Here is a 20283-nt window from a genome sequence, read left to right as displayed (position 1 = left end):
TCCCTACGTGCCGTAGCGGTCCAGGATCTTGCGGATATCGCGCACGCCCTGGCCGTCCGCGGTCAGCAGCGCGCGCGCGGTCACCGATTCCAGATGATGCTCCAGCAGGTGCAGCACGTGCTTCTCGTCGCGCGCGCGCAGGCCCGCCACGATCTCCATGTGTTCACTGACGGCGCATTCGCTCGAATGCGGCCGGCCATAGAGGGCCAGGATCAGCGAGCAGCGCGACACGATCTCGTTCACGTAGCGCGCATACACCGCATTGCCCGACAGCTCCGCCATCAGGATATGGAATTCGCCTGACAGCCGGATGGATTCGTTGGTGCTGTTGCGCTTGCGGGCTTCCTCTTCCTGCGCCACGTGCTGTTCCAGCCTGGTCAGTCCGGCTTCGGTGATGTGCTGCAGCAGCCGGCGCGTGACGTCGCGCTCCAGGCAGCGGCGCGCCTCGAAGATGTCGTGCGCCTCTTCCAGGCTGGGGCGGGCCACCGCGGCGCCCCGGTTCGGCCGCAAATCCACCAGCCCTTCGCTGAACAAGCGTGTCAGCACGCTGCGGACGATGGTCCGGCTGACGCCAAAACGCTCGCCGATGATGTCCTCGGGCAGCTTGTCGCCGGGCAGCAGGGCCTGCTCGATGATGGCTCTGCGCAAATTTTTGTATACGATTTCGTTGCGACTGATGTCTTTCTTGGCGGGCTCGTCGGCCGGCGGCGCGAGGGACTTCATCTTCTTGTTGGCTCCTATGCCTGCGCGCTTTTCAGGGTGTTGGAATGGTCCGGCAGGCGCTGCCGGCGCGCGTTTTTCTCTGTGCTGGGAAGCATACTACACCCGGGCCTAAGGGTTAGCGATAGCTTGCCGCCGAGATTCTGCGGAGTACATTGGCTACATAAATCGTATACAAATGTTTATACAAAACAAGAGTGATCGTTCTTTAATGATCATCTTGTTTGTATACAAGTTCACAAAGGCTGATCCATGTCCGCTGTACCCCAGGCCGTCGCACCCGAGCTGTCCCTTTCCTCGCCTTACCGCCTGCTGGTGGTCAACGGCAACACCACCTCCGAGCTGACGGCCAGCCTGGCCAGCCAGGCCGAGGCCTTTTACGGGGACAGGGTCCGCATCCATGCGGTTACCGCCGGGTTCGGCCCCGCCTACATCGCCAGCCGCGCGGAGGCGGCTGTTGCCGCCCACGCCGTGCTGGACATCGTGGAGCGGGCGGCGGGCGAGGGGCCGGACGGCGGATTCGACGCCTGCCTGCTGGCCTGCTTTGGCGAACCCGGCATCGGCGCCGTGCGCGAACGCCTGGACGTACCCGTGGTGGGCATGGCAGAGGCCTCCATCCTGAGCGCCCTGCAGCGCGGCGACCGCTACGCCATCGTGACGGTGGGACAGCGCTGGCCCGGCATGCTGCGCGAGCAGATCCGGCAGCTGGGACTGGAGTCCCGCTGCGCCGGCATCCTGGCCCTGCCGGGCAATGCCCTGGACTACGTGTCGCGTTCGGCCGAGTCGGCCTTGCAGGTCAGCCGGGCGCTGGACGCCGCGGTGGCGCAGGGCGCGGACGTGGTGATCGTGGCGGGCGCGGCGCTGGCCGGCTACCTGCCCAGCCTGCCGCGCCTGCCGGCCGTGCCCATCATCGATTCCTACCGCGCCGCCCTGGCCCAGGTGCTGGCGCTGGCGTCCCTGGAGCGCGCGCAGCGGCTGTCGCTCGTCCGCCCGGGCGCGCATTCCTAGCCATTTCGTCTTACCCACCGCGCCGGGCTCGACCCCGGCGAGTTCAGACCGATACACAAGGGAGAGTTGCAGCCATGAAGACTTTGCTCAAGTGGACCGCGGGCGCCGTGATCGCGCTGTCGGCCATCACGGGGGCCAACGCCGCCAACACGCTGAAGTGGGGCGCGGCCCGGGACCTGGATTCGCTGGATCCGTATTCCTACGGCAGCACCTTCAACCTGGCGTTCCTGAACCATGTGTACGAAGCGCTGATCCGCTATGACGACAAGTTCAACATCACGCCCGCGCTGGCGGAGTCCTGGGAGACGCCGTCGCCCACGGTGCTGCGCTTTCATTTGCGCAAAGGGGTGAAGTTCCACAATGGCGCGCCGTTCTCGGCGGACGACGTGGTGGCGTCGATGACGCGGGTCTCGGACGAAGCTTCTCCCCTGAAGGGCAATCTGCCGGCCTTCAAGGCGGTGCGCAAGGTCGATGACTACACGGTCGACATCGAAATGACGCATCCGTATCCGTTGATGCTCAACGACCTGACCAACATCTTCATCTTCAACCGCCAGTGGCTGGTGGACAACAACAGCCTGAAGCCGACGGACGCCGCCAAGAAGATCGAAGGCTATGCCACGCATAACGCCAACGGCACCGGCCCCTTCAAGGTGGAGTCGTACCGTCCGGATACGCGCACCGTGCTGGTGGTCAACCCCGGCTGGTGGGACAAGCCGCGCCACAACCTGGACCGCATCGAATTCACGCCCATCGCTTCCGCGCCCACGCGGGTGGCGGCGTTGCTGTCGGGCGATATCAATTTCACCGAGAACGCGCCGCTGCAGGACCTGGACCGGCTGCGCGCGGCGTCCAACGTCAAGGTGCTGGCCTCGACCGAGCTGCGCACGCTCTATTTCGGTTTCAACCTGGGCGACAAGCTGGTCGGCTCCAATATCACCGACAAGAATCCGCTGAAGGATCTGAAGGTGCGCCAGGCGCTGTACATGGCGCTGTCGCCGGAGCTGATCCAGAAGCGCGTGATGCGCGGCCTGTCGCGCACCACGGGCGCGCTGGTGGCGCCGTCCATCCCGGGCTACGAGACCAAGCAGGAAGAGCGCCTGCCGTTCGACGCCGCGCGCGCCAAGAAGCTGTTGGCCGAGGCAGGCTATCCGGATGGCTTCACGGTGTCGCTGCTCTGCTCGAACGACATGTTCGTCAACGAGGAGGAAATCTGCCAGGCCGCCGCCTCCATGTGGGCGCGCATTGGCGTGAAGGCCTCGCTGGCCAGCGGTCCGCGTTCGCTGCAGAACCCCAAGCGTTCGCGCGGCGAGTTCGACATCACCATCCACGGCTGGGCCAACGAGCCGCAGATCGACGCGCTGTCCATCCTGCTGCAGGTGATGCACAGCCGCAGCGGCCCGGCTGGGGTCTTCAACTGGGGCCAATGGGGCGATCCGGCGCTGGACGCCAGGATCGACGCCGCCGCGGCTGAAATGGACCGTCCCAAGCGGGTGCAGATGATGGCCGACGTGCTGCAGACGCTGCATGACGACGTGCGCTTCCTGCCGCTGCATCAGCAGCCGATGGCCTGGGCCGTGGGCAAGAACGTGGGCGAGGTGCTGCAGATGCCGGACAACAAGGCGCGCCTGTGGACCGTACGCATGCAGTGACGCCGCGGACCGCCGCCTGCCGGCGGTCCTGCGTATGACTAGGGTCTGAAGGGGAGCCGCACATGCTGGCATTCATAGTGAGACGGGTCTTCAACGCGGTCGGCGTCATGCTGGCGGTGGCGCTGATGGCCTTCGTGATTTTCCGGTTCGTCGGCGACCCCGTCGACATGATGCTCAACGAGCAGGCCTCGCAAACGCAGCGCGATGAACTGCGCGAACGCCTGGGGCTGAACGCGTCGGTGGGCATGCAGTTCGTGCACTTCGTGACCAACGCGGCGCAGGGCGAGTTCGGCATTTCCTACCGCAACCAGCAGGACGTGTTCGCGCTGGTGGCCGAACGTTTTCCGGCCACGTTTGAACTGGTGCTGATGGCGACGCTGCTGTCGCTGGTCATCGGCGTGCCGCTGGGCGTGCTGACCGCCATCTACCGCAAGTCGCGCCTGGCGCAGGCGCTGCAGTTCGTGTCCATCCTGGGCATATCGCTGCCCAGCTTCGTGGTCGGGATCATGCTGATCCTGATCTTTTCGGTGCAGCTGGGCTGGCTGCCGGGCTTCGGGCGCGGCGACACGGTGAAGATCGGCTGGTGGACCACCGGCCTGCTCACGCCCTCGGGCCGCGCCGCGCTGGTGCTGCCGTCCATCACGCTGGCGCTGTTCCAGATCACGCTCATCATGCGCCTGGTGCGGGCCGAAATGCTGGAGACGCTGCGCACCGAGTTCATCAAGTTCGCCCGCGCGCGCGGCCTGCCGGATCGCATCGTGCATTTCCGGCTGGCCCTGCGCAACTGCCTGATGCCGGTCATTACCGTGACCGGTATGCAGATCGGCAACCTGATTGCCTTCGCGCTGATTACTGAAACGGTCTTCCAGTGGCCCGGCATGGGGCTGCTGTTCATCCAATCGGTCATGTTCGTGGACATCCCCGTCATGGCCGCTTATCTGGTGATCGTGTCCTTCATCTTCGTGGCGCTGAACACGCTGGTGGACATGATGTACGGCGTGGTCGACCCGCGCCTGCGCAGCCAGCACGTCAAGGGAGGCGCCAATGCTCACTAAGCCATTTTCCGCAACGGGGCAGGGCCGGCTTGCCCGCTTCCTGCGCAGCGACCTCTGGTGGAACCTGAGGCAGGACTACGTAGCCATGGGCGCGGGCATCGTGCTGCTGGCGGTGGTGCTGCTGGCCGTATTCGCGCCCTGGATCGCGCCGCAGAACCCGTACGACCTGGCGCAGCTGGACCTGTTGAACGCGGAGCTGCCGCCCGTCTGGGAGGCAGGCTCGGATCCGCAGTTCCTGTTGGGCACGGACACGCAGGGCCGCGACGTCTGGTCCGCCATCCTGTACGGCTCGCGCATGTCGCTGGTGATCGGGCTGGCCACGGTGGTGCTGTCGCTGGCCATTGGCCTGCTGGTGGGGCTGGCGGCGGGCTATTTCGGCGGCTGGGTCGACAACGCGCTGATGCGCCTGGGCGATACGTTGCTGAGCATCCCGACGATCCTGGTCGCGATCCTGGTGACGGCGGTGTTCCGCCAGCTGTTGCCGCCCGGCATGCGCGAAACCCTGTCGGCCGTGATCCTGATCCTGGCCATCTCCATGACCAACTGGGTGCAGTACGCCCGCACGGTGCGGGCTTCGGCCCTGGTGGAGCGCGGCAAGGAGTACGTGCAGGCGGCGCGCCTGATCCGCGTGAGTTCGCTGCGCATCATGCTGACCCACATCCTGCCCAACACGCTGACGCCGGTCATGGTGACGGCCACCCTGAACCTGGGCCTGGCGATCCTGATCGAGGCCACGCTCAGCTTCCTGGGCGTGGGCATGCCGCCCACCGAACCGTCGCTGGGCACGCTGATCCGCCTGGGCAACCAGTTCCTGTTTTCGGGGCAGTGGTGGGTGGTGGTGTTTCCCGCGCTGTACCTGAGCCTGATCGTGCTGGTGGTGAACCTGCTGGGCGACTGGCTGCGCGACGCCCTGAACCCCCGCCTGCGCTGAACGCAAACCGACAAGAGTAGAACGATGGAAAACGCAACGCTGTATACCCAAGTCCGCCCGGCAGGCGGCGAGATGACTTCTGTGCTGGTGCGCGACGGCCGCATCCAGGCGCTGGGCGGACCGGCCCCTGCCGGCGTGCCGGTGGTGGAGGGGGGCGGCGCGCTGATGCTGCCGGGCCTGATCGACGCCCACGCGCACCTGGACAAGACCATGTACGGCATGCCCTGGTATCGCAATGAAGTCGGCCCGCGCCTGATCGACAAGATCGAGAACGAGCGCGCCGAGAAGAAGCGCCTGGGCATCGATCCGTACCGCCAGTCGGCGCGCCAGCTGGTGATGTCGATCGGCGACGGCACCAGCCATATCCGCAGCCATGTGGATGTGGACACGGACATCGGTCTGGCAGCGATCGAAGGCGTGATGCGCGCGCGCGAGCAGTACCGCGACCAGATCGACGTGGAGATCGTCGCCTTCCCGCAGAGCGGGCTGCTGATCCGTCCCGGCACGCTGGAACTGATGGACGAGGCCCTGCGCATGGGTGCGGAAGTCGTGGGCGGGCTGGATCCGGCCGGCATGGACCGCGATCCCAAGGGCCATCTGGACGCCATCTTCGGGCTGGCCCAACGGCACGGCAAGCCCATCGACATCCATCTGCACGAAGCGGGCGAACTCGGCGCGTTCTCGATGCAGATGACCATAGACCGGGTGCTGGCGCTGGGCATGCAGGGCAAGGTCACCTTGTCGCATTCATTCTGCCTGGGCATGCCCGACACTTACGCAGTGCAGGCATTGACCGAAGGCTTGCTGAAGGCCGGCGTGCACATCATGACCACGGGCTCGGCCTCGCGGCCGGTGCCCAACGTGGCGAAGCTGCACGCGGCCGGCGTCACGGTCTGTACCGGCAACGACGGCATGCGCGACACCTGGGGCCCCTACGGCAAGCCCGACATGCTGGAGCGGACCATGCTGGTGGGCCTGCGCAACAACTTCCGCCGCGACGACGAACTGGATCTGGCGCTGCACGTGGCCACCTACGGTAATGCGCAGGTCATGGGCTTGTCCGACTACGGCCTGGCGCCAGGCTGCCACGCCGACTTCGTGCTGGTGGACGCCGAGACGGTGGCCGAAGCCATCGTCTCGCGCCCGCCGCGCAAGCTGGTCGTCAAGGGCGGGCGCGTGGTCGCGCGCGACGGCCGGGCGCTGGCGGAGGCGCCGTGATGAGCGCGCCGCAAGGTCCCATCCTGCTGACCGCCCGTTGGGTGGTGGGCCACGAGAATGGCCGCCATTGCCTGTACGAGAACGGCGAGGTGGTGTTCGAGGGCGACCGCATCGTCTACGTCGGCCACCGCTATCCGGGGCAGGTCGCGCAGCGCCGCGATTACGGCCGGGCGGTGATCGGCCCGGGCTTCGTGGACCTGGACGCGCTGTCCGACCTGGACACGACCATCCTGGGCTTCGACAATTCGCCCGCCTGGAAGAAGGGCCGCATCTGGCCCGAGAGCTACATGAAGCGCGGGCCGTACGAGATGTACACGGCCTCCGAGCTGGCGTTCCAGAAGCGCTACGCTTTCGCCCAGCTGATACGCAACGGCATCACGACGGCGCTGCCGATCGCGTCGCTGTTTTACCGGGTGTGGGGCGAGACCCGCGACGAATTCCTGTCGGCGGCCAACGCGGCCGGCGAACTGGGTCTGCGCGTCTACCTGGGGCCGGCCTATCGAAGCGGCCACACCTATGTGGACGCTGCGGGCAAGATCCGCTGCCACTACGACGAGGCGCGCGGCATGGCGGGGCTGGCCGAGGCCCTGGCTTTCTGCGACGAGATCGAAGGCCGCCACAACGGCCGGGTGCGCGCCATGCTGTCGCCCGACCGCATCGAAACCTGCACGCCTGCGCTGTTGCGCGCTTCGGCCGCCGCGGCGCGCGAGCGGAACATTCCGATCCGGCTGCATTGCTGCCAATCGCGCCTGGAGTACGACCTGGTGCTGGAGCAGCACGGCATGAGTCCGCCGGAATGGCTGCAAAGCCTGGACTTCCTGTCCGAGCGCGCCTTGCTGCCGCACGGCACCTACGTGTCGGGTTCGCGCCATATCGAGCGGCCCGGGCGCGACCTGGAAATCATCCGCGACGCCGGCGCCAGCATCGTGCATTGCCCGTTGGTATCGGGACGCCACGGCGCCACGCTGGAATCGTTCGCGCGCTACCGCAAGCTGGGCGTGAACATCGGCATGGGCACGGACACCTGGCCGCCCGACATGGTGCTGAACATGCAGGTGGGCATGATGCTGTGCCGCGTGGCCGATGGCTCGGCCGAGGCGGTCCGCTCCGAGGACTACTACGACGCGGCCACGGTGGGCGGGGCTGACGCGTTGGGCCGCCCGGACCTGGGCCGGCTGGCCGTGGGCGCCAAGGCCGACATCGTGGTGTTCGATTTTTCGCACGACCGCAACGGCCAACTGATCGATCCCATCCAGACGCTGATGGTGAGCGGCAGCGGGCGCGACGTGTCGCAGGTGGTGATCGACGGCCGCTTCGTGATGGTGGACGGGCGCATCCCCGGTTTCGATGCGCGCCTGGCGCAAGAGCAGGCGCAGACGCAGTTCGACGGGCTGGTGGCCCGCTACCCCGACCGCACCTGGGGCCATCCGCCGGCCGAGCAGATTTTCTCCTCCAGCTATCCGCGTCCCGCAAGGAGTCCGTCATGATGGCCATCGTTCCCAACACCACGCAGCCGCCGGCCGCGGCCAACGTCGCGCCGACCCTGTCCGTGCGCGGCCTGTCGGTCGAATTCCCCACGCGCCACGGCGTCCTGGTCGCCACGCGCGACATCAGCTTCGATATCCAGCCCGGCGAGATCCTGGGCATGGTCGGCGAATCCGGCGCCGGCAAGTCGCTGACCGGCATGGCGGTGATCGGCTTGCTGGAGCCGCCCGGACGGCTGGGCGGCGGCGAGATCCATCTGGCGGGCAGGCGCATCGACACCCTGCCGCCCAAGGCGCGCCAACGCTTGCGCGGCAAGGAAATCGGCGCGATCTTCCAGGATCCGCTGACCAGCCTGCATCCGCTGTTCACGGTGGGCGACCAGCTGGTCGAGACAATCCGCCATCATGACAAGGTGAGCGCTCAGGCGGCGCGCCAGCGGGCGCTGGAGCTGCTGCTGGCCGTGGGCATTCCGGCGGCGGACAAGCGCATTGACCACTATCCGCACCAGTTCTCCGGCGGCATGCGCCAGCGCGTGGTGATCGCGCTGGCCCTGGCGGCGCGGCCGGCGCTCATCATCGCCGATGAACCCACCACGGCGCTGGACGTATCGGTGCAGGCGCAGATCACGGCGCTGTTGCGCCGCCTGTGCCGCGAGCAGGGCACCTCGGTGCTGCTGGTGACGCACGACATGGGCGTGATCGCCGAGACCGCCGACCGCGTGGCGGTGATGTACGCGGGCCGCATCGTCGAGATCGGACCGGTGCTGGACGTGCTGCGCCGGCCAGGCCACCCCTACACGCAAGGCCTGATGAATGCGATTCCCGGCCTGCGCCAGCGCGCGGCCCGGCTGAACCAGATTGACGGCGCCATGCCGCGCCTGCACGCCATGCCCGACGGCTGTGCTTTCCACCCGCGCTGTGCGATGGCGGGGCCGCGCTGCAGTCAGCAGCGCCCGCCGCTGGCGGCGTCCCCGGCCGGCGCCACCGTCAGCGCCTGCTGGCTGCATCAAGGAGGAGTCGCCCATGCCGCATAACGATGATGTGTTGTTGCGGGCCGAAGACCTGGCCTGTTGGTTCGACGTGTCGCCGCCCTGGCTGGAACGCACGTTGTCGCGCCAGCCCGAACAGACCTTGAAGGCGGTGGACGGCGTGTCGTTATCCGTGCCGCGGGGCACGACGTTGAGCATCGTGGGCGAATCGGGCTGCGGCAAGTCCACGCTGGCGAAGTTGCTGGTGGGGCTGGTGGCGCCGACGCACGGAACGCTGCGCTACGGGCGCAACCGCAAGGGCGGCGTGCTGCATCCGCAGATGATCTTCCAGGATCCGTATGCCAGCCTGAATCCGCGCTGGCGGGTGGGCAATATCGTGGCCGAACCAATCACGACGCTGGGCTTGCGGGCCACGCCCGCCGAGACGCGGCGCAGGGTCGACGAGCTGCTGGAGCTGGTGGGCCTGTCCGCCAGCGACGCCGGCCGTTTCCCGCACGAGTTCTCCGGCGGCCAACGGCAGCGCATCTCGATCGCGCGGGCGCTGGCGACGGAGGCGGAATTCCTGGTGTGCGACGAGCCGACCTCGGCGCTGGACGTGTCGGTGCAGGCGCAGATCCTGAACCTGATGGGCGATCTGCAGAAGGAGTTCGGGCTGACGTACGTGTTCATCAGCCACAACCTGTCGGTGGTGCGGCATGTGTCCGACAGCGTGGCGGTGATGTACCTGGGCCGCATCGTGGAGCAGGCGCCTGCGGATCAGCTGTTTGATTCGCCACAGCATCCGTACACGCGGATGCTGCTGGATACGATTCCGGATCTGGATGATCCGCGGCGGGATCGGGAGCCGATGGGGGGCGAGGTGCCGAATCCTATATTGCCGCCGTCAGGGTGTACGTTTCATCCACGGTGTCCGATGGCGCGGGAGCAGTGCAAGGTGGAGGCGCCGGCGGTTGTCGGGGTCGGCGGGCGGCAGTTGCGGTGTCATGCGGTGGCTTGGGATGCAGTGCGCGCCGCGTGATCTTGTCGAGGATCGGCTCCTAGGGCGCCAACCGCGCCGTGGATGAGCCGGTTTCAGTCGGATCTGAGCGCTTCAATCGGACTCAATTTCGAGGCTACAAAGGCGGGATAGATACCGAAGAACAATCCGGTCAAAAGCGACATGCCGAACCCGAGTAGTGCCGCCAGAGCCGATAGCGTCGGCTCCCAGCCCGTGAACCACGCGTAGAGCACGGAGGCGAGCATGCCGAGCAGGGTGCCTGCTCCGCCTCCCACGAACGAGAGGCTGACCGCCTCCGTGACGATCATTGTCATGATGCCCCACTGGTCGGCGCCGATGGCCATGCGCAGCCCGATCTCGCGGCGTCGTTCGGCGATACCGGCCAGCATGACGTTCATGATGCCAATGCCGCCAACAAGCAGCGAGATGCAGGCCACTCCACCCAACATCCATTTGAACATCTGCCCTTGCTGCCGCATGCCGTCGAGCAGCAGCAGCGCTCCCTGCGCCTGGGCGTTGCTGCCCTTGCGCTGAAGAAACGAGGAGACCTCGGTGAGCGCATGCAGAGGGTCGTGGCCCTCGGCAACGCGAAGCAGGATGTTGGATAGCGCTCCGGTCGCGGAGTTCGCGCGGCGATCCGCCTTGATCGGCAGAATCAGGGCGTTGTCGAGATCGAACGGCAGTAGTGGGTTGCGTGGCGCACTAAGCAGGACTCCCACGACCGTATAGCGGTAGTTGTCCATGCGGATCTCATCGCCCAGCGCCAGCTCTGTGCCGCCGCCGACGAGTTGTGTAGCCAGATTCCCTCCGACCACCACCACGGTGTTCAATCCATCCCGGTGGGAAATGAATCGGCCGCGGGCGAGTTCCAGCCGAGCTGCGGTCATCAGGTGTTCCGTGGTGCCAATGGCCGTCGCGTCGAGCAACTTTCCTCCTGTGCCGGTCTTGACTGGCGTCGTCGATAGCGGAGCGGCCAGGGAAACCCCAGCGATACTGTTTGCCATTTCTTGCGCGTCTTCGCTCCTGAGTGGGGGGGCTTTGCGCTGTCCGCCGAGGGCGGGGCTGTCCTGAACGATGATGAGGTCCGTCCCCATCGACTTAAATTGGCGCGCAGCCTCGTCCGAGGTGTTCTCTCCGATGTTCAAGAGCGCCACGACGGCCGCAGCGCCGATGGCTATGCCGACCAGGGACAGAAGGGTGCGCTGCCGAACCGCGACCATATTGTCGATGGCATCCTCGACAATGGCGCGCAAGGAGCCGGTCGCGCGCGGGAGATTCATCCACGCCATGGCGCACTCTCGCGAACGAAGGCCCGCCCGTGACTGACGGCGATTTCCCGCTGACACTTGACGCTGATGGCTGGGTCGTGGGTCACGATGACGACGGCGACGCCGGATTCCCGGCTCAGTTCGCCGAGTAGGCTGAGAATGTCCTGCGCCGCCTTCGGATCAAGGTTGCCGGTGGGTTCATCGGCGAGCACGAGCTGTGGCGCTCCGACTAGGGCCCGCGCGATGGCGACTCGCTGCTTCTGTCCGCCGGATAGCGAGTCCGGCAGGTACTCTGCGCGATCGGCCAACCCGACGCGCTCCAGCCAGCGCTGCGCCCGTCGGCGGCGCTCGGACTTGCCGATGCCGCGGTAGAGCAGGGGAAGGCCGACGTTGTCGAGTGCGCTCATGCGCGGCAGCAGATTGAAGGCTTGGAATACGAATCCGATGTGGCGATTGCGCAGGTCAGCTCGCGTCTTCAAGTCCGCATCGTGCACGGGCTTGCCCCGGTAGAGCACGGCGCCGCTATCCGGCGCGTCGAGCAACCCCATGATGTTGAGCAACGTGCTCTTGCCCGACCCCGATGCTCCGACGATGGCGCACATTTCGCCAGCGCCGACCTCGAGGCATACGTCTTGCAGCACAGGCACTGCACCGCTGCCATTGTGGTAGGCCTTGCTGATCCGGTCCAGTTTCAGCATTTCAGTTTCTTGTCTGCACAGGCGACCTGCCGATACGCGCTGGGCCGCCTGGCTCGGGATTCGCGGCGCCCCGGGTTTTTATGCGAAGGTTGCAGGACATTCCGACGCGCAGCCTCCTGCGCTGCTCCTTGCTCAATGCCGGCAGATCGACGCTCACGTCGAACAGGGCGCTGCGGACGCCGTTGCCGCTTTGGATGGCCTGTGCCGAGATACTGGCAAGGTTTCCTAGGAGGGGGGCGATCTCCTGTGAATCGATCCACACTTCCACAGGCATGCCTGTGGCGAGGCCGACGACGTCCGCTTCGTCGACCCGGGCCGACACGCGCAGCTTGCCGGTAAGCGCGACGTTGAACAGCAGCTGACCCTTCGTGATCCGGCTTCCCGCATCAAGTGTTGCCGGCGCTTGTCCAGAGGATGCTGGCGCCTTCGACAGAATGCCGGCACGCGGCGCGGCGATGCGTGCCAGCAGCGCGCTCCTGGCCAAGTCCTCGTGCTTCGCCCTGGCCTGCTCATACTCGATTTTGGCGATCTCCAGGTTGCTCTTGTCGGCTTTGTCCTGGGTGGCTTTCAGGTCATCCGCTGCCGCCGCCAACTGGGCCTTGAAACCGTTGAGCTGTTCCGCCACGATGTCGTACTCGTTCCGGGCGAGAATGCCCTTCTTGACCAGCCCGTCGGTTTCCCGCACTTTGCGCTCAGTTTGCTCGACCTGCTGGCGGGCCACCTCGAACGTGCGTCTCGCCCGCGAGACTTCGGCGCCTCTGTCCCAGCGCTCAAGTTCCTGCATGGTCTTGGCGGCCTTGAGCATCGTCACCCTGGCTTCTTGGACGCGTTGGTTCAAGTCGTTTGGGTCCAGTATCAGCAGCAACTGATCTTGCTTGACTTCCGTGTCGAACGAGAAGTGCCTTTCTTTGATGACGCCATCGAAAGGGGCCGAAACGCCGAGCGTTTCGTTGGCCTCGATGGTGCCGATGACGGAAATGTAGGCCGGGGTGGTGGGTGCCATGATTGGCGTCATCGAAGCCGACGCGGCTGCACTCGCTCCAGATGAGGCCGTCGGCGGAGCCGCGCCGGGGCCAAACGTTTTCCCAAGCAGCACAGCGACTAAGAGGGCCGCCGAGCTACCGGCGGCCAGCCTGGGAATTTTGGTGCGCCCCGCGCGCCGCGCTGCGGCTGCGGGTGCGACCGAGGGGAGCGGGGTATCGAGCAGAATCAACCAACGGCCATCAGCTTCGGGGCCGGGAAGCCGTTCGCATTGCACGTACAGCCGTGTGGCGTGATGGTGTCTTTCTCGAGCACTGCCGCCGCGCGGCGGTGTGCCGAACCGTGAGATCAACGTGCTCGCGGACGTTTCGTCAGCGATATCGAGCAATGCCGTAACGGCCGGCTGGCCGATGAGCGATACACTCGGTAGCCGCAGAAGCACCTCCGCCTCGGTGTTGAGTGATTCGATGATGCCGACGGCGCTCACGACTACGAGGCCGACCTGCCGGGCTGACGGCATGGACTCTTCAGTTCTCATAACCATTGGTCTGGATGATGGGGATGCTCCAGACGTCGAGGGTCTTGCCCATGCGTTCGTCCAGTTCGGTGAGCGTGTTCAGGTACGTGATCTGCGCATTGAGGCGGGCGCTCTCGGCATTGCGCAGGTCGTTCTCGAAGGACAGCACCTGGAAGTTCGACGATTGGCCGACCTGTAGCTTTTCCTTCTCCGCCTCAAGCTTCTGCCGGGACAAGTTGCGGGCCTTGATCGAGAGTTCCAGCTGGCGCCATCGGGTTTGGACATTGCGCGTGGCATCGCGGATGCGGTGCTCCACCGTTTGACGCGTTTCAAGCAACTTGAGTTCTTGGGTGTGCAGATCCACGGAGGCGCGCACCTCGGATTGCTTGATGGAGCGGTCCCCTAAGGGGATGGTGAGCTGCAGGCCCGCGTAGCTGCCGTCGGTCCGGGCGCCGGACGCCTGAATGTCCATGGCTCCCAACGACGCGCCGCTGCTCCGGGCCTGGGTTCTGGTGGCCACCAGCGACAAATCCCACAGCTGCTGGTTCTTGGCATAGTCCAGACTGATCTTGGCCCGTTCGACCAGGATTTTCATGGAGAGGTAGTCGGGCTGAAGCGTGAGCGCCGTTTCCAGGGCGCGCGTCGGGTCGGTAGGACGCCAGTCCACGCTGGTTGGAGCGGTCGCGTATAGAGGTGTGCGCGGCTCCAGAGCAAGCAACGCTACAAGGGCCAGCCGGGCCGTGTCGATCTGGTTCTCCGCTTCTTCCAGCGCTACTTCTCGATTCGCGACTTCGGCCTGCGTTTGCAGGATCTCCACCTTGGCCATGCGTCCTGCCGCAATCAGCGCGCGGTTGACCTCGTACAGGTCTTTGTTGCGTGCCAGGGCTGCTTCGGCGATCACCTTCTGTTCCTGGGCGCGCAGGAGCTCGCGGTAGGCGTAGATCACCTGCGCGACGGTTTGGGAGAGCGTTGCCTTGAGTGCTAGTCGGCTGATTTCATCATCGAGGCGCGCGATGCGGACTGATGCCGTGTTCGCATCGATTCCTGCGTTTTTCAGCAGGGGCTGGCTCAGCGTGACCGATGTAGACGAAGGTGTGCCCGCGGTGCTCCTGCCCTGGACATTGGCGATAGATACGGTCGCCCCGGTCGGCAAGGTGAGCGATGCGTTGGTGTTCAGGTCTTTCGCGTTGCTGGAGGTACCGTTGACTTTGCTCGTCAATGCGGACGTGGTGAGCAGCAGTTTCGGGTAGAACTTCCCTTCGCTGACGTAGAGGTCGAATTTCTGGCTGATGCGCTGGACGTAGGCGCTTTTCACCAACCTGTTGTCCCTCACCGCCAGCGCGATGGCTTCTTCCAGCGGAAACGCGAACGCACTTTGCCGCTGTTTGGCTTGGTACTCGGAATAAAGAACATCCGCACCGAACGCGGCGTCGCACGTCAAAAGAAGCAATCCGGTCAGCGCGGCCGTGAGGTAACGCCGAGGGTTCAGTGGCTTGCTCTGAGAACGCGTGTGCGTAGGATGGAAAAAGTCAGAAAAGTCCCATTTTTCGCTCGCTTTTTGGACTAAAGGCTCGCGATCCTTCAATCTAGCATCAGGCGATAAGTTAAGACGCTGTTCTATCAACGTAGCTTTCCGTGGCGTAGGCGCCAAGAAGATTAGGAAAAAATACTTCAAGGCTCGCCACTTTCTGTATTGATTGGAGATGTGAATGAATATTCAGTCTGGCTTTAGCGTTCTTTCGTTCCAAGGCGCAGATCGAGTGGGCTTTTCGAAGCTGAGTTCCACTACGACGAAATCAACGCCGGTGGACGTGGCGGGGTTTCAGGGACTCTTTCAGGGATTCAATTCTTCGACCACACAAGTGGGCATTTCCGATGCGGCTCGAAAGCGCTCGAGCCAGGAGGGAGCCGCGACGCAGGGCCGCACGGCGATTCAGGAAAAGTGGTTGAATTCCGCAGCTTCCGACCCGCAATACGCTGAACAGTTCGCGTATGACATGGTGAACATACCCAGCACGATCTGGTACGACATACGCGACCAGCTTGCACCGGGAAGAGGGGGGGAGCCGCTGAATAAGCTCTCTTCCGGGCGCATCATCGACGAAGCCTTCAAGGAGAATTTTTCCAAGGAGGCTGCCGTGATCGACGCGCAGCGCAAGGCGATATACGACTCCGAGAAGGCAAAGGGTACTCCTGCGGCTCAGATTCTTGCCAAGCTCTTTGACCATACGAACTCGCAATCCGAAGACTACCTTGAGGCTAGTGGCTGGCTCACACCGGCGGGCCGAAAGGCCGCGTAGTTGCAGATTCATCATTCACGGCGAGCCGGGGTGAGACCCATTGCCCGCTCGCCGATTACCGGATCAGTCGTCGTACATCACCGACACGTTGGCGGTGCCATCACCCATCAGGGGTGACATCGTGCCATTGCCACCGACGCGTGCATGGAAGCGGACCGGCGTGTTGGCCTTGACGCCTTTGCCTTTGAATCTGACCGAGCCCGAGCCCCTGGAGGTCACGTCAGTGCAGTTGGTGCCGTTGTTGTCGCACAGCAGCACTTGAAAGCCGGTCGGGCGCGGAAAGCGATAGCCGTAGCTGTAGTACACCGTGGTGATGGTTGCAGTGCTCGGAGGGCTCCCGACCACGGGCGGTGCCACGGTGTACCAGTGGTTCTTGCTGTAGATGGTCGGCATGACCGCGGAACTCGAGTAGGCGCCCGCGGCCATGGCGTTCTGGGCGAACGCCGCGAGTGTCAGGGAGGCGACAGCCAGCAGTGCTGGCGCAGCACGTTTCTTGAATCTCATAAGACGACTCCAGTGCTTGATACTGAGTTGATGGAACAGGTGTGAGCAGATCTGGACGAATCTCTCCCGCAACCCGGCCATGTCAATTCGTGAATTCTTTCTCGTGCGAAAGATGACATGGCGAACGCAGGCTATCTGATAGACATCAGCTGCACATCTCCAAAAAAGACTAGGTGCATGACCGGCGACGCCGTGAGTCGGGGTTTCAGAGCGGCTAACACGGGCTTCGTCAGAGCTTTCTGCAGAACAGTTTTGCTTACTGCCCAATGGCACGACGACCCGCCAGTTAGCAAAGAGCTTTGGTGACAGCTACGCGAGCTGACGACTGAGAGCGCAAGCTCCGGCCGGAATGCACTTTGTCGCGTTGGTCCGAGCAGACCTGGAAGGCGTTGGACGGGGCGTCGCTCTCAGTGCCACGCGGCCAATATCGTCGCCGAATCGATCACGAGGCTGGGTCTGAGGGCCACTCCGGCCAAGGCGCGGCGCTGAGTCGACGAGCTGCTGGAACTGGTGAGCCTGTCCACCAGCGACGGCGCATCTCGGTCTTCAAGCGCCAAGACGGAGTTGGCCAAGAATCGTCATTTCAACTTCGCCGCCGGATGGGTGGCGCGCGCGAACGGATCTTGATGCGTAAACGGCTGCTTGCCGCGCGCCACCCATCACCGCCCACCCACCAGATGCTGGTGACATTAGCAAACAGCTCTCCGCATTCGCGCAAGCGCAGACAGCCACGACGCCCACCAACACGTATGCTGCTTGCGGCCGCCCGCGCGGCCGCAAGCAGCGGGTGACGCAAGACTCGCCACCAACCACAGCTCTAGCAGCGCAACAGGCCAAGAATCCGGTAGCTCGCCGGTGCGGGCGCCTGAGGGGCAAGCAACCTCGATGCGCCCGACGGAATCCGAAGGAGTCGCCGAAGGCGAGGACGAGGATGAGGCAGGGGCAGTCCGGAGCGAACGCTCCGGACCGCAATCGTGGGCGCTCGCCCCTCAGGCGTCCGCGCCGGCGAGCGGCCTACGAAGAAGCCCTGACGCCCGCCACTACAACAGAACCTGCAAACAGACTTACTTCGCGTAGACCAGATCCCGCAATCCCAGCGACAACCCCGGCCAATAAGTAATGATCATCAGGCAAACAATCACCACCCCCACAAACGGAATCAACGGCTTGATCAACCTCTCCAACGGCAACTTCGCCACCGCGCAAGCCGCGAAGAGATTCACCCCGAATGGCGGCGTAATCATCCCGAGCGCCAGGTTCACCACCATGATGATCCCGAAGTGCACCGGCTCCACGCCGAACTTCAGCGCCACCGGCAGCAGCAAGGGCGCCAGCACCACGATGGAGGCCGAGGTTTCGATGAACATGCCGATTATGAACAGCGCCGCGTTCACGCCCATCAGGAAGGTGAACTTGGTGTCGAAGATCTGCGCCAGCCACACGCCCAGCGCGTCCGGAATGCCCGCGCGGTTGAGCAGGAAGCTGAAGATGCCGGCGTTGGCGATCACGAACATGATCACCGCCGTCGACACCACCGACTTGTGCAGCGTGGCGGACAGCTGCTTGAAGCTTAGGCGGCGGTAGATGAACTTGCCCACCACCACGGCGTACATTACGGCCACCACCGACGCTTCGGTCGGCGTGAAGATGCCGCCGTAAATGCCGCCCAGGATGATGACCGGCATCATCAGCGCCAGCCAGGCGTTCTTGAACGCGGGCCACAGCGGCAGGCGGCCTTCGCCGTCGCGCTTGCCCAGGTTGTTGCGCTTGGCGTAGAACCAGACGTAGAACATCAGCGCCACGCCGATCAGGATGCCAGGCATGACGCCGGCGATGAACAGTTCGCCGGTCGAGGTGTCGGTGGACACCGCGAACAGGATCATCGGGATGGACGGCGGGATGATCACGCCCAGTTCCGCCGCGCTGGCCTGCAATGAGGCGGCGAAGGGCGCCGGGTAACCGTGCCGGATCATGGCGGGAATCAGGATCGCGCCCACCGCGAAGGTGGTGGCCACGCTGGAGCCGGCCACGGCGGCGAAGATCATGCAGGTCAACACGCAGGTGCAGGCCAGGCCGCCCTGGATGCCGCCCACCACGCTCTTGGCGAACTCCACCATGCGTTCGGAGATGCCGCCCGCTTCCATCAGGTTGCCGGCCAGGATGAAGAAGGGAATGGCGACCAGCGGGTACTTGTCCAGCGCGGCGAAGAGTTGCTGCGCCACCACCACCCAGGGCAGGCCGGCAGCGCCGACTCCCGCCAGGCTGGCCAGGCCGATCGACACGGCGACCGGCACGGACAGCCCGAAGAAAATCAGCATCGAGACAATCATTAATTGGGACATGGCGATATCTGCTGCGTATGTTCGATGGGGGGGCTCAGCCTTGCGCGTCGTTGCGCACCGGCACCTCGTCTTCCTCGCCGGCGCACCAGCGGGCCAGCACGGCGATGGCGGCGAGGGTGGCGCCCACGGGGATGGCCAGGTAGATCCAGGAAATCGAAATGTCCAGGCTCGGCACGGTCTGGAAGCGCACGCGGTAGGTCATGTTGCCGCCGATCCAGGCCAGAAAGCCGAGGAATCCGGCGCAGATCAGGCCGATCACCGCTTCGAGCACGCGGCGGCGCGTGCCGCCCAGCAGGTTGCGCAGCAGTTCCACGCTGATCATGGCGCCGTGACGGAAGGCCAGGGCCACGCCCAGCAGCACGGTCCAGATCAGGAGGGCGCGGGTCAGCACCTCGCTCCAGTCGGCGGGGGAGTGCAGCACGAAGCGCGCGATGACTTGGTAGAAGGCGGCGGCTGCGGCGGCCACCAGCAGCAATTGGGCAAGGACCGAGACCAGTTTGAACAGGCCGCGGTCGAAGGCGCAGAGCAAACGCATGATGAATCCCGTTGGCGTTGTACGCAAAGGATGGGAACGAAAGCGGCGGGACCGGGATCCCGCCGCCATGGGCGCTTCGCCCCGGATCGGGGCGGGGGCCCGCTTACTTGGTGTCGCGGATCGCGTCGATCAGCTTCTTGTCGAACTTCTTGTAGTACTCGGGGTAGGCGGGCTCGACGGCGGCGGCGAAGGCGGCGCGGTCCACTTCGGACACCTGCATGCCTTCCTTCTTCAGCTGTTCGACACCCGTCTTCTCGATGTTGTCCACGTAGGCGCGCATGGCCTGGGCGGATTCCTTGCCGGCCTTGTCGAAGTTGGCCTTGTCCGCGGCCGACAGGCCCTCGTACACGTTGGCCGACATCAGCACCAGGGCCGGGCCATAGACGTGGCCGGTCAAGGACAGGTACTTCTGCATCTGCGACAGCTTGGCGGAGGTGATCACCGACAGCGGGTTTTCCTGGCCGTCGATGGTGCCTTGCTGCAGGGCGGTGGCGACTTCAGGCCAGGCCATGGGGGTCGGCAGAATGCCGATCTGGCGGAAGGCGGTGATGTGGATCGGGTTTTCCGTGGTGCGGATCTTCAGGCCCTTGGCGTCGGCCGGAGTCTTGACCGGGCGGACGTTGTTGGTCAGGTGGCGAAAGCCCTGTTCGCCCCAGGCCAGGGCGATGATGCCGCGGCTGGGGAACTTTGCCAGCATATCTTGTCCGATCTTGCTGTCGAGCACGTTGCGGGCGTGCGGCAAGTCGCGCAGCAGGAAGGGGATGTCGAAGACACCCGTTTCAGGCACGAAGTTCAGCGTGGCGCCGGTGGACACGATGGCCAGGTCGATGGTGCCGATCTGCAGGCCTTCGATCACTTCGCGTTCGCCGCCCAGCGCGCTGTTGGCGAATTGCTGTACTTTGTATTTCCCGCCGGTGGACGCTTCGATGGACTTGGCCAGCGCGTCGGCGCCAGCGCCGTAGTGCGAGGACGTGGACAGCGCGTAGGCCATCTTCAGAGTGTTCTGCGCCACGGCGGGCAGGGCGGTTGCGGCCGTGCAGGCGGCCAGAATCGTGGCGGCAAGCCAGGATTTACGCATCGTCTT

18 protein-coding genes are annotated in these 20283 nt (G+C 64.8%); 9 read left to right on the top strand and 9 right to left on the bottom strand.

The features are described 5' to 3' along the window. Nucleotides 1-3 precede the first annotated feature (3 nt). Nucleotides 4-723 carry a GntR family transcriptional regulator gene (locus NGK62_RS01020; protein ID WP_059380449.1) on the bottom strand — a complete coding sequence of 240 codons (720 nt, stop codon included), beginning with the start codon at nucleotides 721-723 and terminating at the stop codon, nucleotides 4-6. A gap of 249 nt (nucleotides 724-972) precedes the next feature. On the opposite strand from NGK62_RS01020, the gene NGK62_RS01015 reads away from it, so the two are divergent. The 8 genes from NGK62_RS01015 (at nucleotide 973) to NGK62_RS00980 (ending at nucleotide 10075) form a co-directional block, all read left to right on the top strand. Further along, nucleotides 973-1728 carry an aspartate/glutamate racemase family protein gene (locus NGK62_RS01015; RefSeq protein WP_251877125.1) on the top strand — a complete coding sequence of 252 codons (756 nt, stop codon included), beginning with the start codon at nucleotides 973-975 and terminating at the stop codon, nucleotides 1726-1728. A gap of 74 nt (nucleotides 1729-1802) precedes the next feature. Then, on the top strand, nucleotides 1803-3380 hold the full coding sequence (locus tag NGK62_RS01010) for an ABC transporter substrate-binding protein (protein ID WP_118932229.1): 1578 nt from the start codon (nucleotides 1803-1805) through the stop codon (nucleotides 3378-3380). Nucleotides 3381-3442: 62 nt separating this feature from the next. Then, nucleotides 3443-4435 (top strand): ABC transporter permease, encoded by a 993-nt coding sequence (locus tag NGK62_RS01005; RefSeq protein ID WP_054451141.1) that lies wholly within the window; start codon nucleotides 3443-3445, stop codon nucleotides 4433-4435. Beyond that, nucleotides 4425-5366, top strand: a complete 942-nt coding sequence (locus NGK62_RS01000; RefSeq protein ID WP_059380446.1) for an ABC transporter permease — start codon at nucleotides 4425-4427, stop codon at nucleotides 5364-5366. The genes NGK62_RS01005 and NGK62_RS01000 overlap by 11 nt, the downstream gene beginning before the upstream one ends. Before the next feature lie 24 nt (nucleotides 5367-5390). After that, nucleotides 5391-6584 (top strand): amidohydrolase family protein, encoded by a 1194-nt coding sequence (locus tag NGK62_RS00995; RefSeq protein WP_118932230.1) that lies wholly within the window; start codon nucleotides 5391-5393, stop codon nucleotides 6582-6584. Further along, a complete protein-coding gene (locus NGK62_RS00990; protein WP_251877123.1) occupies nucleotides 6584-8071 on the top strand; it encodes an amidohydrolase family protein in 1488 nt (495 codons plus the stop codon). Before NGK62_RS00995 ends, NGK62_RS00990 begins: the two co-directional genes overlap by 1 nt. Beyond that, nucleotides 8068-9102 carry an ABC transporter ATP-binding protein gene (locus tag NGK62_RS00985; RefSeq protein WP_251877121.1) on the top strand — a complete coding sequence of 345 codons (1035 nt, stop codon included), beginning with the start codon at nucleotides 8068-8070 and terminating at the stop codon, nucleotides 9100-9102. Before NGK62_RS00990 ends, NGK62_RS00985 begins: the two co-directional genes overlap by 4 nt. Then, nucleotides 9092-10075 carry an ABC transporter ATP-binding protein gene (locus NGK62_RS00980; RefSeq protein ID WP_251877119.1) on the top strand — a complete coding sequence of 328 codons (984 nt, stop codon included), beginning with the start codon at nucleotides 9092-9094 and terminating at the stop codon, nucleotides 10073-10075. The genes NGK62_RS00985 and NGK62_RS00980 overlap by 11 nt, the downstream gene beginning before the upstream one ends. Before the next feature lie 53 nt (nucleotides 10076-10128). Here the strand turns inward: NGK62_RS00980 and NGK62_RS00975 are convergent, their stop codons facing one another. From NGK62_RS00975 to NGK62_RS00960, 4 genes are read right to left on the bottom strand one after another with little or no spacing between them, the layout of a single operon-like run. After that, entirely contained in the window at nucleotides 10129-11343 is a 1215-nt protein-coding gene (locus tag NGK62_RS00975) for an ABC transporter permease (RefSeq protein WP_118932233.1), read from the bottom strand. After that, the gene (locus tag NGK62_RS00970; RefSeq protein WP_118932234.1) at nucleotides 11331-12020 is read right to left on the bottom strand and encodes an ABC transporter ATP-binding protein; all 690 of its coding nucleotides are present in this window, start codon (nucleotides 12018-12020) and stop codon (nucleotides 11331-11333) included. The genes NGK62_RS00975 and NGK62_RS00970 overlap by 13 nt, the downstream gene beginning before the upstream one ends. 1 nt (nucleotide 12021) lies before the next feature. After that, on the bottom strand, nucleotides 12022-13488 hold the full coding sequence (locus NGK62_RS00965; RefSeq protein ID WP_188084793.1) for an efflux RND transporter periplasmic adaptor subunit: 1467 nt from the start codon (nucleotides 13486-13488) through the stop codon (nucleotides 12022-12024). A 40-nt stretch (nucleotides 13489-13528) separates the two neighbouring features. Next, entirely contained in the window at nucleotides 13529-15103 is a 1575-nt protein-coding gene (locus NGK62_RS00960; protein WP_124260357.1) for a TolC family protein, read from the bottom strand. Between the two features lie 124 nt (nucleotides 15104-15227). On the opposite strand from NGK62_RS00960, the gene NGK62_RS00955 reads away from it, so the two are divergent. Continuing rightward, nucleotides 15228-15818, top strand: coding sequence for a hypothetical protein (locus NGK62_RS00955; RefSeq protein WP_118932237.1), 591 nt, complete (start codon nucleotides 15228-15230; stop codon nucleotides 15816-15818). 63 nt (nucleotides 15819-15881) lie between these two features. Here the strand turns inward: NGK62_RS00955 and NGK62_RS00950 are convergent, their stop codons facing one another. From NGK62_RS00950 to NGK62_RS00935, 4 genes are all read right to left on the bottom strand, one after another. Beyond that, nucleotides 15882-16322, bottom strand: coding sequence for a flagellar protein FlhE (locus tag NGK62_RS00950; RefSeq protein WP_251877117.1), 441 nt, complete (start codon nucleotides 16320-16322; stop codon nucleotides 15882-15884). A 1064-nt stretch (nucleotides 16323-17386) separates the two neighbouring features. Continuing rightward, nucleotides 17387-18664, bottom strand: coding sequence for a TRAP transporter large permease (locus NGK62_RS00945; RefSeq protein ID WP_118932239.1), 1278 nt, complete (start codon nucleotides 18662-18664; stop codon nucleotides 17387-17389). A gap of 34 nt (nucleotides 18665-18698) precedes the next feature. Next, on the bottom strand, nucleotides 18699-19199 hold the full coding sequence (locus tag NGK62_RS00940; RefSeq protein WP_059380439.1) for a TRAP transporter small permease: 501 nt from the start codon (nucleotides 19197-19199) through the stop codon (nucleotides 18699-18701). A gap of 103 nt (nucleotides 19200-19302) precedes the next feature. Then, nucleotides 19303-20277 carry a TRAP transporter substrate-binding protein gene (locus NGK62_RS00935; RefSeq protein ID WP_059380438.1) on the bottom strand — a complete coding sequence of 325 codons (975 nt, stop codon included), beginning with the start codon at nucleotides 20275-20277 and terminating at the stop codon, nucleotides 19303-19305. Nucleotides 20278-20283: the final 6 nt, after the last annotated feature.

This window comes from Achromobacter sp. Marseille-Q4954 (genome assembly GCF_943737025.1).
GTDB lineage: Bacteria > Pseudomonadota > Gammaproteobacteria > Burkholderiales > Burkholderiaceae_B > Achromobacter > Achromobacter bronchisepticus_A.
This window is presented reverse-complemented; position numbering and strand designations above follow the sequence as displayed.

Bases quoted from the DNA above. Each gene is read 5' to 3' on its own strand.
- NGK62_RS01005 (WP_054451141.1), top strand. From the start codon at position 3,443: ATGCTGGCATTCATAGTGAGACGGGTCTTCAACGCGGTCGGCGTCATG.
- NGK62_RS00975 (WP_118932233.1), bottom strand. From the start codon at position 11,343: ATGGCGTGGATGAATCTCCCGCGCGCGACCGGCTCCTTGCGCGCCATT.
- NGK62_RS01020 (WP_059380449.1), bottom strand. From the start codon at position 723: ATGAAGTCCCTCGCGCCGCCGGCCGACGAGCCCGCCAAGAAAGACATC.
- NGK62_RS00945 (WP_118932239.1), bottom strand. From the start codon at position 18,664: ATGTCCCAATTAATGATTGTCTCGATGCTGATTTTCTTCGGGCTGTCC.
- NGK62_RS00985 (WP_251877121.1), top strand. From the start codon at position 8,068: ATGATGGCCATCGTTCCCAACACCACGCAGCCGCCGGCCGCGGCCAAC.
- NGK62_RS01015 (WP_251877125.1), top strand. From the start codon at position 973: ATGTCCGCTGTACCCCAGGCCGTCGCACCCGAGCTGTCCCTTTCCTCG.
- NGK62_RS00935 (WP_059380438.1), bottom strand. From the start codon at position 20,277: ATGCGTAAATCCTGGCTTGCCGCCACGATTCTGGCCGCCTGCACGGCC.
- NGK62_RS00970 (WP_118932234.1), bottom strand. From the start codon at position 12,020: ATGCTGAAACTGGACCGGATCAGCAAGGCCTACCACAATGGCAGCGGT.
- NGK62_RS00995 (WP_118932230.1), top strand. From the start codon at position 5,391: ATGGAAAACGCAACGCTGTATACCCAAGTCCGCCCGGCAGGCGGCGAG.
- NGK62_RS00950 (WP_251877117.1), bottom strand. From the start codon at position 16,322: ATGAGATTCAAGAAACGTGCTGCGCCAGCACTGCTGGCTGTCGCCTCC.
- NGK62_RS00990 (WP_251877123.1), top strand. From the start codon at position 6,584: ATGAGCGCGCCGCAAGGTCCCATCCTGCTGACCGCCCGTTGGGTGGTG.
- NGK62_RS01000 (WP_059380446.1), top strand. From the start codon at position 4,425: ATGCTCACTAAGCCATTTTCCGCAACGGGGCAGGGCCGGCTTGCCCGC.
- NGK62_RS00940 (WP_059380439.1), bottom strand. From the start codon at position 19,199: ATGCGTTTGCTCTGCGCCTTCGACCGCGGCCTGTTCAAACTGGTCTCG.
- NGK62_RS00955 (WP_118932237.1), top strand. From the start codon at position 15,228: ATGAATATTCAGTCTGGCTTTAGCGTTCTTTCGTTCCAAGGCGCAGAT.
- NGK62_RS00980 (WP_251877119.1), top strand. From the start codon at position 9,092: ATGCCGCATAACGATGATGTGTTGTTGCGGGCCGAAGACCTGGCCTGT.
- NGK62_RS01010 (WP_118932229.1), top strand. From the start codon at position 1,803: ATGAAGACTTTGCTCAAGTGGACCGCGGGCGCCGTGATCGCGCTGTCG.